This window comes from Frankia gtarii, from assembly GCF_025403375.1.
Lineage (GTDB): Bacteria > Actinomycetota > Actinomycetes > Frankiales > Frankiaceae > Frankia > Frankia gtarii.
The window spans coordinates 1-9,998 of the sequence record NZ_JAMPTM010000236.1 but is presented as its reverse complement, the minus strand read 5'-3'; the positions used below and the strand labels follow the sequence as shown (position 1 = coordinate 9,998).

At 72.6% G+C, this 9,998-nt stretch carries 9 protein-coding genes; 3 read left to right on the top strand and 6 right to left on the bottom strand.

Features of this window, described 5'->3' with window-relative positions:
- Positions 1–70 precede the first annotated feature (70 nt).
- Both aspS and NBZ83_RS25200 read right to left on the bottom strand, forming a co-directional pair.
- The gene (aspS, locus tag NBZ83_RS25205) at positions 71–1,930 is read right to left on the bottom strand and encodes an aspartate--tRNA ligase (RefSeq protein WP_261566590.1); all 1,860 of its coding nucleotides are present in this window, start codon (positions 1,928–1,930) and stop codon (positions 71–73) included.
- Between the two features lie 237 nt (positions 1,931–2,167).
- On the bottom strand, positions 2,168–2,557 hold the full coding sequence (locus NBZ83_RS25200) for a hypothetical protein (protein ID WP_261566591.1): 390 nt from the start codon (positions 2,555–2,557) through the stop codon (positions 2,168–2,170).
- Positions 2,558–2,596: 39 nt separating this feature from the next.
- Between NBZ83_RS25200 and NBZ83_RS25195 the strand changes: the two genes are divergently transcribed.
- The gene (locus NBZ83_RS25195; protein WP_261566592.1) at positions 2,597–3,421 is read left to right on the top strand and encodes a purine-nucleoside phosphorylase; all 825 of its coding nucleotides are present in this window, start codon (positions 2,597–2,599) and stop codon (positions 3,419–3,421) included.
- A 13-nt stretch (positions 3,422–3,434) separates the two neighbouring features.
- Positions 3,435–5,204: a phospho-sugar mutase gene (locus NBZ83_RS25190; RefSeq protein WP_261566593.1), complete on the top strand. Its 1,770-nt coding sequence runs from the start codon at positions 3,435–3,437 to the stop codon at positions 5,202–5,204.
- 46 nt (positions 5,205–5,250) lie between these two features.
- On the opposite strand, the gene upp is transcribed toward NBZ83_RS25190, so the two are convergent.
- Positions 5,251–5,889: a uracil phosphoribosyltransferase gene (gene upp / locus NBZ83_RS25185; RefSeq protein ID WP_261575919.1), complete on the bottom strand. Its 639-nt coding sequence runs from the start codon at positions 5,887–5,889 to the stop codon at positions 5,251–5,253.
- Positions 5,890–5,926: 37 nt separating this feature from the next.
- Between upp and deoC the strand changes: the two genes are divergently transcribed.
- Complete coding sequence (deoC, locus tag NBZ83_RS25180; protein ID WP_261566595.1) at positions 5,927–6,706, top strand: deoxyribose-phosphate aldolase; 780 nt, start codon at positions 5,927–5,929, stop codon at positions 6,704–6,706.
- A gap of 36 nt (positions 6,707–6,742) precedes the next feature.
- Here the strand turns inward: deoC and NBZ83_RS25175 are convergent, their stop codons facing one another.
- The 3 genes from NBZ83_RS25175 to NBZ83_RS25165 all read right to left on the bottom strand — a co-directional run bounded on the left by NBZ83_RS25175 (position 6,743) and on the right by NBZ83_RS25165 (position 9,961).
- On the bottom strand, positions 6,743–7,408 hold the full coding sequence (locus NBZ83_RS25175) for a DNA-3-methyladenine glycosylase I (protein WP_261566596.1): 666 nt from the start codon (positions 7,406–7,408) through the stop codon (positions 6,743–6,745).
- Positions 7,405–8,508 (bottom strand): adenosine deaminase, encoded by a 1,104-nt coding sequence (locus NBZ83_RS25170; RefSeq protein ID WP_261566597.1) that lies wholly within the window; start codon positions 8,506–8,508, stop codon positions 7,405–7,407. Before NBZ83_RS25170 ends, NBZ83_RS25175 begins: the two co-directional genes overlap by 4 nt.
- A gap of 136 nt (positions 8,509–8,644) precedes the next feature.
- Positions 8,645–9,961, bottom strand: coding sequence for a thymidine phosphorylase (locus NBZ83_RS25165; protein WP_261566598.1), 1,317 nt, complete (start codon positions 9,959–9,961; stop codon positions 8,645–8,647).
- Between the last annotated feature and the right edge of the window lie 37 nt (positions 9,962–9,998).

Below are 9,998 nucleotides of genomic sequence, written 5' to 3'. Positions count from 1 at the left end.
CCCCACCTCTTTCCCGCCTCTGCCCACCCGACCACCGACCACCGACCGACCAGCAGCCGCAGGCCACCGGCTATCCGGCTGCCTGCGCTCCGGCCGGATCCGAGCCGGTCGCCGGGGGCACCGGAGCGATCACCCGCACACCCAGCTCACGAAGCTGACGGTCTGTCACCCGGGTAGGAGCTCCGGTCAGCGGGTCGAGGCCGGACTGGGTCTTGGGGAAGGCGATGACCTCGCGAATGTTCTCCTCACCCGCCAGGATCGCGACCAACCGGTCGATCCCGACCGCGAAACCACCGTGCGGCGGCGCGCCGTAGCCGAATGGGGTGAGGAAGAAGCCGAACCGGGCGTTCGCCTCCTCCGGTGTGATCCCGAGCAGGCCGAAGATGCGCTGTTGCAGGGCACTCTCGTGGATCCGGATCGAACCCGACCCAAGTTCCCAGCCGTTGAGCACCAGGTCGTAGGCGCGGCTGCGCACCTCGAGCGGGTCGCTCTCCAGCTTGGCGATGTCATCGGGATGCGGCCGGGTGAAGGGGTGGTGACCCGGCTTCGGCCGACCGGTGGCCTGGTCGACCCCGACGAAAAGCGGGAAGTCCACCACCCACACAAACCGCAGCGGCCCCTGGCCGGCCGGTGGGCGGCCGAGGTCGTTGCGCAGCTGCCCGAGCACCTCGCAGGCGGTAGCCCACTCGTCGGCGACCAGCAGCAGCAGGTCGCCCTCGACAGCTTCGGTCGCGGCGATGATGCCGGCAAGCTCGTCGTCGGACAGGAACTTCGCCACCGGCGACTCCAGCTTGCCGCCGCCGCCGACCCGCATCCACACCAGGCCTTTGGCGCCCAGCGACTTGGCCCGCGTGGTGAGATCGTCCAACCGGCGCCGGTTGTGGGCGGCCGAGCCGCCGGGCACCCGGATACCCTTGATCGCATCAGCCCCGGCGAACGCCTTGAAGCCGCTACCGGCGAAGATCTCGGTGAGCTCGACGAGCTCCAGGCCGAACCGCAGGTCCGGCTTGTCGACGCCGAAGCGGTTCATCGCCTCGTGCCAGGTGATCCGTTCGATCGGCGGCACGGGTTCGGTCGTCACCGCCCGTGCCGCGGCGAGCACCGCGGTGGAGATCACTTCGAGCACGTCGTCCTGGTCGACGAAGCTCATCTCGAGGTCCAGCTGGGTGAACTCGTACTGACGGTCGGCCCGCAGGTCCTCGTCGCGCAGGCAGCGCGCGAACTGGAAGTAGCGGTCGGTCCCGCCGACCATGAGCAGCTGCTTGAACAGCTGCGGCGACTGAGGCAGGGCATAGAAGCTTCCCGGGAACTGCCGGGACGGGACGATGAACTCCCGGGCGCCCTCCGGCGTCGACGGCATCAACAGCGGCGTCTCCACCTCGACGAAGTCGAACGGCGCCAGGGCGGCGCGCATAGCGCCGAGCACGGCGGAGCGGGCCCGCAGGTTGCGCTGCATCCGCTCTCGGCGCAGGTCGAGGTAGCGATAGGCCAGCCGAGTGGACTCGTCGACGGCGTCCGCGCGGTCGTCGAGGGGGAACGGGGGCGGGGTGGCGACCGAGAGGATCTCGACCGCGCAGTCGCGCAGTTCCACCTCGCCGGTGGTCAGGGCCGGGTTCGCCGTGCCGTCCGGCCGGATGGCGACCGTGCCGGTGACGCGCAGCACGTACTCGGAGCGGACGTCGACGGATCCGTCGACGACCACCTGCAGGAGGCCGGAGTGGTCCCGTAGGTCGACGAAGGTCAGCGACTGCCCGTGCTGGCGGCGGTGTGCCACCCAGCCGCACACTGACACGGTCCGGCCGACGTGATCCGCCCGCAGATCGCCGCACAGATGGGTGCGCATGGCCGTGCGCTGGCGCTGCCCACTGATCGCGGAGACCCCTGGGCCCGGGATCGGTAGCTCGCCGGTGGCCGGCTGGGTTGTAGTCATCGGTCCGTTGTTCCCATCGCTGTCCGGTTCGGCCCACCGGGCGCGGTGTCACGCCTGTGCTGTGGCGACATCGTCACGCCCGCCGCGGGATCCCGTCCCGACCCTATCGGCCGGTGCGCCGGGACGGTCCGGTGTGGCCGCCGCGCCGAGCATCAGCTCGTGCACGCACACGAGAAGGACGGGGTCCGCCCTGCGGCCGACCAGCCGCCGACCCGGCCAGCAGCCAGCAGCTAGCAGCTAGCGGCGCAGCGCGCGGATGAAGCGGCCGGCCTCGGTTCGCAGCCGAGCCGGGACACGCAGGACCTGACGGCCGTGTGGCGTGCTCAGCTCCACCGTGATGACGTCGCCGTGCTTGATGCCGCGGGAGGCGGTCACCTCGCGACGGTCGAAGACGACGTCGAACCAGTCCCCCTCCCGGGGAAACGGCGCGACGACGAGCAGCCGCCGGTCGGTGAGCAGGATCCACCGTGAGGCGCCGACCCGGTGACCGACGAACGTCTCGACCCTCGACATCAGCCGTCCCGGTCCGTCGGGATCGGTCAGCCGCCCGCGCAGCACGACCTCGGTGAATTCACCGGACTCGAGCGGCACGGACGGTAGCCGGCGGTGGGATGGCAACGGGGGCACGTCCGCCAGTCTCCTCCACGCACCCCGTACATTCGCCGGATGTGGGAGCAGCCGCAGGAGCAAGCAGAGGAACCGAACCCGGCGGCCTCGGCCGCGCGGCTCGCGGAACTGACCGGAGTCGGACGCCATGATGTAGCGATCCTGCTGGGCTCCGGGTGGCGCCCGGCCGCGGACGTGCTTGCGCGGCGGGCAGGCAAGGTCACCGAGATCACCTTCGCTCAACTCGGGGGTTTCCCGCCAGGCACCGAGGTGCCCGGACATCGGCCGATCGCCCGTTCGCTGCACCTCGAGGGCCGCCGGGTGCTCGTCTACCTGGGCCGGGTGCACTCCTACGAGGGCCACGGGCTGTCACGGGTGGTGCACGCGGTTCGGCTGGCCTGCGCCGCGGGCGTGTCCACTGTCGTGCTGACGAACGCCGCCGGCGGGTTGCGCGCCGACATGACCATCGGCCAGCCGGTCCTCATCTCCGACCATCTCAACCTCACCGGGCTATCACCGCTGGTGGGACCCGCCTTCACCGATCTGACCGACGCCTATTCGCCGCGGCTGCGCGCTCTGGCCCGGGAGGTCGACGCTTCGCTGGCCGAGGGCGTCTACGCCGGTCTGCCCGGACCGCACTTCGAGACGCCCGCGGAGATTCGCATGCTGCGGATCCTGGGCGCCGACCTGGTGGGCATGTCGACGGTGCACGAGACGATCGCCGCCCGGGCGGCCGGCACCGAGGTGCTGGGTCTGTCACTGGTGACCAACCTCGCGGCGGGCATGACCGGGGAGCCGCTGAACCACCTGGAGGTGCTGGCCGCGGGCGCGGCCGCAGCGGAACGCATGGGGGTCCTGCTCGCCGACGTCGCCGCCCGCCTCTAGGCACGGCCGGATCATGACGGCGCCGGCCGACGCCCCGCCACCGGAGTTGCCCGATCCGCTGGCCACGCGGGTCCGGGCCTGGCTCGCCGACGATCCGGATGCCGGGGACCGGGCCGAGCTGACCCGGCTGTGCGCCGAGGCCGTCCGCGACCCGGTGGTGCTCGCCGAGCTCGACGACCGGTTCCGGGAGCCGCTGCGGTTCGGGACGGCGGGGCTGCGCGGGCCGCTGCGCGCCGGGCCCGGGGGGATGAACACGGCCGTGGTGCGCCGAGCCGCCGCCGGCCTGGCCGCCTGGCTACACGCCGCGGCGACGGCAGCCGCGGCGGGCGGCGCCCCGGCCGCGGCTGCCCTGGTCGTCGTCGGCTACGACGCCCGGCATCGCAGCGAGGCGTTCGCGCTGGACACCGCGCGGGTCGTCGCCGGGGCCGGGCTGCGGGCCGTGGTCCTGCCCGGGCCGCTACCCACGCCGGTACTGGCCTTCGCGGTACGCCACCTGCGGGCCGATGCCGGAGTTATGGTCACCGCCAGCCACAATCCGGCCACCGACAACGGTTACAAGGTTTACCTCGGCGGGGTGCGACTCGGCGGCGCTGACCAGGATCCGGGACGCGGCGCGCAACTCGTCGCCCCCGTGGACGCCGACATCGAGCGGCGCATCGCCGTCGCGGGCCCGGCCGCCGCGATCCCCCTGGCCGAGACCTGGCGCCGGCTCGACAGACGGATCGTCGATGACTACGTCCACGCCGCCGTGGCAGCGGTGCGCGAGGTGGCCCCGGCAGTCGACCTGAACGATCCCGCACCCGTGATCGCACCCGTGATCGTCGCGTACACCCCGTTGCACGGTGTCGGCGCCGAGACACTCACCGCGGTTTTCGCCGCCGCCGGGCTCGCAGCCCCTACTCCCGTCGACGAGCAGGCCGCGCCCGATCCGGACTTCCCGACCGTCCGCTGGCCGAATCCCGAGGAGGCGGGCGCAATGGACCGGGCGCTGGCGCTCGGTGCACGCATCGGCGCGGATCTGGTGCTGGCGACCGACCCCGACGCGGACCGCTGCGCCGTGGCGGTGGGCGGACGGCTGCTCACCGGGGACGAGATCGGCCTGCTGCTCGCCGATCAGGTACTCCGCCGCCGGCCCGGCCCGGTGGCGACCACCCTGGTCAGTTCGTCCGGCCTGCGCACGCTGGCGCGGCATGCCGGTGTCACGTGCCACGAAACACTCACCGGCTTCAAGTGGATCATGCGAGCGGATCCGCGACTCGTCTTCGGTTACGAGGAGGCGCTCGGCTACGCCCTCGCCCCGGACCTGGTGCGTGACAAGGATGGCATCACCGCGGCACTGGCCGTCACGCTGATCGCCACCGCGGCCAACCGGCGCGGCCGGACGCTACTAGATCTTCTCGACGAGCTGGCGGCGCGGATAGGCGTGCATGAGACGGGGCAGCGTTCGGCCCGTTTCACCGACGTCTCTCGGATCGCCGCGGCGATGGGGCGGTTACGCACACAGCCGCCGGCGCGGCTCGCGGGTCGCACGGTGACAGGCCGGCGCGACCTGCTCGACGACGGCACGTTGCCGGCGTCCGACGTCTTCGTCCTGTTCCTCGACGACGACCGGGTGACCTTCCGGCCGAGCGGGACCGAGCCGAAGCTGAAGGTGTATCTCGAGGTCGTCGAGCCGGTGGCGGCCGGCGCGGCCACCGCCGTCGCGGCGGCCCGCGAACGGGCCCGGTCCCGGCTGGCCGAGCTGACCGTCGCCATCGATGATCTGATCGCCCACCTCGGGTAGCCGCCGGACCGCGCATCGCGCTCCCAGGCCGACCGCCGACAGCGCCTCACATCTCGCCGTAGATCCGATCGCCGGCGTCACCGAGCCCGGGGACGATGTAGGCGATGTCGTTCAGCCGCTCGTCGACCGCGGCGGTCACCACCGTCAGCTCCGCAGCCGCCCCGGCAGGCAGGCCGGACTCGAGCGCAGTCAGCCCCTCGGGCGCCGCGACGACCGCGACGACCGTGACGCCTCGCGCGCCGCGGTCGAGCAGCAGTCGCAGGCAGTGCAGCGCCGAGCCGCCGGTGGCGAGCATCGGGTCGAGCAGCAGCACCGGGCGGCCGGTCAGGTCGGCGGGCACAGCCTCCAGGTAGACGGTGGGCCGATGGGTGGTCTCGTCTCGGGCCAGCCCGATGAAGGCGGTGTGGGCTTCAGGGAGCAGGCCGAGCGCCGCGGGCAACATGCCGAGGCCGGCGCGCAGCACCGGGGCGAGGACCGCCTCGGCGGCCAGCCGCACCCCAGCCGTCGTCGCGAGCGGCGTCGTCACCGTGACGGGCATCGTCGGCAACGTCCGGGTCGCCTCGTAGACCAGCATCGTGGCCAGGTCGTGCAGGGTCGGCCGGAATCGGGAGCGCGGCGTGCGCTCGTCGCGGAGCACGGTGAGCGACGATGCCGCCAGGGGATGGTCCACGACGTGCAGATGCACGGACTGACTCCTCGAACGCGAGACGGGATCGGCAATGATGCAACGTATGACAACCGTTCCCGCCGGACCCGACCGTCCCGCCGAGGAACCGTCGGGCGGCGCCTCCACCTCGGCCGAGGGCGTCCAGCCCACCCTGCGGCGGGTCGAGGTCGCCCGGATGATCGACCACACGCTGCTCGCCCCGGCCGCGACCGACGAGGAGGTACTCGCGCTGTGCGCCGAGGCCGCCAAGCTCCGCGTCGGCGCGGTCTGCGTGGCCCCGACCCATGTCTATCTCGCCGCCGCAAGCACGTACCGCGACGGCCAGGGGGCCGACCCCGCCTTTGCCGTCGCCTCGGTGATCGGCTTTCCGCACGGCACGCATCTGACCGTCATCAAGGCCGAGGAGGCACGCCGGGCCGTCGCGGACGGCGCGACCGAGATCGACATGGTCATCGACATCGCCAACGCGATGGACGAGAACTGGCGGGCGATCGAGACCGAGATCTCCGAGGTCCGCCTGTCGGTGCCACCGCATGTGATCCTCAAGGTGATCCTGGAGACGGCGCTGCTGCCCGACGCGAGCATCATCGCGGCCTGCCGGGCAGCGGAGGCCGGCGGGGCCGAGTTCGTCAAGACGTCCACCGGGTTCCACCCGGCCGGCGGCGCCAGCGTGCGCGCGGTGCGGGCGATGAGCGAGGCGGTGGGGGGACGCCTCGGCATCAAGGCCTCGGGCGGCATCCGGACGGCGGAGAAGGCGATGGCGATGATCCAGGCCGGCGCGACCCGCCTCGGGCTGTCCGCCTCCGCGGACGTCCTCGCCGGTTTCCCCACGTGACCCGACCCGGGCGTTGCGTTCCGTCCCGAGCTGCGGCTACTCGGGCGGGCGAGGCACCCAGCAGTCCGCCAGGTGATCGTCGACGAGGCCGCAGGCCTGCATGAGCGCGTACGCGGTCGTCGGGCCGACGAACACGAAGCCGGCCGCGCGCAGCCCCTTCGCCAGCGCCACCGACTCGGCGGTCTTCGCGGGGACGTCGGCGAGTGTGGCCGGCCGGGCCCGCCGCGGCGGGCGGTACGACCAGATCAGCTCGGGCAACGGCCGGTCGAGGGCGAGCACGGCCCGGGCGTTGACGATCGTGGCCTCGATCTTGCGGCGGTTGCGCACGATGCCGGCGTCGCCGAGCAGCCGCTCGACGTCAGCGGGCCCGAAACCGGCGACCACACCCGCGTCGAACCCGGCAAAGGCCGCGCGGAACGCCGGCCGCTTGCGCAGGATCGTCAGCCACGACAGCCCGGACTGAAACGCCTCGAGGGTGAGACGTTCGAACAGCTCCCCCTCGTCCCGGACCGGCCGGCCCCACTCGCAGTCGTGGTACTCGACGTACTCCGGCGCCGACAGCCCCCAGGGGCAGCGTGCCCGCCCGTCGGCCCCGACCACCGCGCCCGCGGCGGCGGGACGGGCCGCAACCGCCCCGGCCGAACCGGAGGACGGCGCCGCGGGGGCGGGGGGCGGCTCGATTCCTGCAACGCTCGAACTCATCGTGCGAGCTCCTCGCGGACGTAGGGCGCATAGCCCGGCTTGATGATGTTGTTGATGAGGTCGAGGCGTTCGTCGAAGGGGAGGAACGCCGACTTCATCGCGTTCAGGGTCAGCCAGCGGATGTCCGACCAGTCGTAGCCGTGGACGTCGACGAGCGTCGCGAACTCGCTCGACAGCGACACGCCGCTCATGAGCCGATTGTCGGTGTTCACCGTCACCCGAAAGTGCAGCCGGCGCAGCAGGCCGATGGGATGGCGCTCGATGCTCGACGCGGCGCCCGTGTGCACGTTCGAGGTGGGGCACATCTCCAACGGCACCCGGACGTCGCGTACGTAGTTGGCGAGGTCACCAAGGATCGCCTTCCCATCCGGATCGACCGTGATGTCGTCGACGATGCGCACCCCGTGGCCGAGCCGGTCGGCGTTGCACCACTGGACCGCCTCCCAGATCGACGGCAGCCCGAACGCCTCGCCGGCATGGATCGTGTAATGCCCGTTCGCCCGCTGGATGTACTGGAAGGCGTCGAGGTGGCGGGTCGGCGGATTGCCGGCCTCGGCGCCGGCGATGTCGAAGCCGACCACACCGGCGTCCCGCCAGCGCACCGCAAGCTCGGCGATCTCCAGCGAGCGGGCCTGGTGGCGCATCGCGGTGAGCAGCGCGCGAATACGCAGCGGCGTGCCGGCGGAGCCCGCCCGGAAACCGTCGAGGACGGCCTCGACGACCTCGTCTAGCGACAGACCCCGCTCCACGTGCAGCTCGGGGGCGAACCGCACCTCGGCATAGACGACGCCGTCGGCCGCGAGGTCCTCGGCGCACTCTCGCGCCACCCGCCGGATCGCCTCCCGGGTCTGCATCACGGCGACGGTGTGGCTGAAGGTCGCCAGGTAGCGCACCAGCGAGCCGCTGTGCGCCCCGCCGCGAAACCAGGTGCTCAACGCGTCCACGTCCGTGGACGGCAAGCCCCGGTAGCCGGTCTCGTCGGCGAGTTCGACCACCGTGGCCGGTCTCAGCCCGCCGTCGAGGTGGTCGTGCAGCAGGACCTTCGGCACCCGGCGGATCTCGTCGACCGTGATCGGGCCGGGCGGTGCGTCGTTCGTCATCGCGTCCTCCGTATCGCGTCCTCCGTCTCCTGCGCTGACCGTAGGCCACGGGTACGACAGAACCGCGGCGCCGCGGTGTCGCCGACGACGGCGATGGCAGGACCCGCAAGCGGCCCGTCCGCACGACCCGACGTGATCAGGCGCGGATGTGGTCTCCGACGAGCGGGGTGGGCTGCGGCGGCTGCGCGGTGATCTCCACCGCGCCGGCGAGCGCGGCCAGCGCGCGGCCGAGGGTCTTCGGATCGTCGGTGTGCAGCTCCAGCAGCGGCTCCCCGGCGGTCACCCGGTCGCCGATGCCCGCCCGCCAGCGCACGCCCGCCGTCGCGGACACCGAGTCCTCCTTGCGAGCCCGCCCTGCGCCCAGCCGCCAGGCTGCGATGCCGACCGCCCGGGCGTCCAGATTCGCCAGGTAGCCGGACGCGGGGGCCGGCACGGCCTCGATGTGGGTCGCCCGGGGCAGGACCGCGTCGGGATCGCCGCCCTGCGCCGCGACCATCGCCCGCCACACCGGGTAGGCGTCCCCGGCCGCCAGCACCACGGCCGGGTCACGGGCCGCCGGCGCCCCGCCGGTCCCGACGCCCCGCCCCGGGCCGGCCAGCTCGATCATCACCCGAGCCAGGGCGACGGTGACCTCCACCAGATCCTTCGGGCCGCCGCCGCGCAGCGTGTCGACCGCCTCGGCCACTTCCAGCGCGTTGCCGGCCGTTCGCCCCAGCGGATGGTCCATGCCGGTCAGCACCGCCTCGGTGCGCACCCCGGCGGCCGTGCCGAGCCCGACCATGGTCCGAGCCAGCTCCCGAGCGTCGTCCAGCGAGGTCATGAACGCCCCTGAGCCCACCTTCACGTCGAGGACCAGCGCGGACGTCCCCTCGGCGATCTTCTTGCTCATGATCGATGAGGCGATCAACGGAATCGACTCGACCGTCCCGGTGACGTCCCGCAGCGCGTAGAGCTTGCGGTCCGCGGGGGCCAGCCCGGCCCCGGCGGCGCAGATCACCGCGCCGATCCCGGCGAGCTGGCGACGCATCCGCTCGACCGACAGGTCGGCGCGCCAGCCGGGGATCGACTCCATCTTGTCCAGCGTCCCGCCGGTATGCCCGAGGCCCCGCCCCGACAGTTGCGGAACGGCGACGCCGCAGGCGGCGACCAGCGGCACCAGCACCAGCGAGACCTTGTCGCCGACCCCACCGGTCGAGTGCTTGTCGACGGTGGGACGCCCGACCCCGGCCAGGTCCAACCGCTCCCCGCTGTCAATCATCGCGGCAGTCCAGCGATCGAGCTCGGCGGAGGACATCCCGCGCCACACCACCGCCATCAGATAGGCCGACATCTGCTCGTCGGCGACCCGACCATGGGTGTAGGCGTCGATGAGCCAGGCCACCGCCTCAGCAGGAAGGGAACGCCCGTCCCGCTTGGCTCGGATGAGGTCGACGACGTCGAAGTCGGCGCTCACGGCGCCACCGATCCACGGGGCGGGGCAGCTTCGGTGG

Coding starts and splice junctions, on each gene's coding strand:
- NBZ83_RS25195 (WP_261566592.1), top strand. CDS start 2,597: ATGTGGGAGCAGCCGCAGGAGCAAGCAGAGGAACCGAACCCGGCGGCC.
- NBZ83_RS25190 (WP_261566593.1), top strand. CDS start 3,435: ATGACGGCGCCGGCCGACGCCCCGCCACCGGAGTTGCCCGATCCGCTG.
- deoC (WP_261566595.1), top strand. CDS start 5,927: ATGCAACGTATGACAACCGTTCCCGCCGGACCCGACCGTCCCGCCGAG.
- aspS (WP_261566590.1), bottom strand. CDS start 1,930: ATGACTACAACCCAGCCGGCCACCGGCGAGCTACCGATCCCGGGCCCA.
- NBZ83_RS25175 (WP_261566596.1), bottom strand. CDS start 7,408: ATGAGTTCGAGCGTTGCAGGAATCGAGCCGCCCCCCGCCCCCGCGGCG.
- NBZ83_RS25170 (WP_261566597.1), bottom strand. CDS start 8,508: ATGACGAACGACGCACCGCCCGGCCCGATCACGGTCGACGAGATCCGC.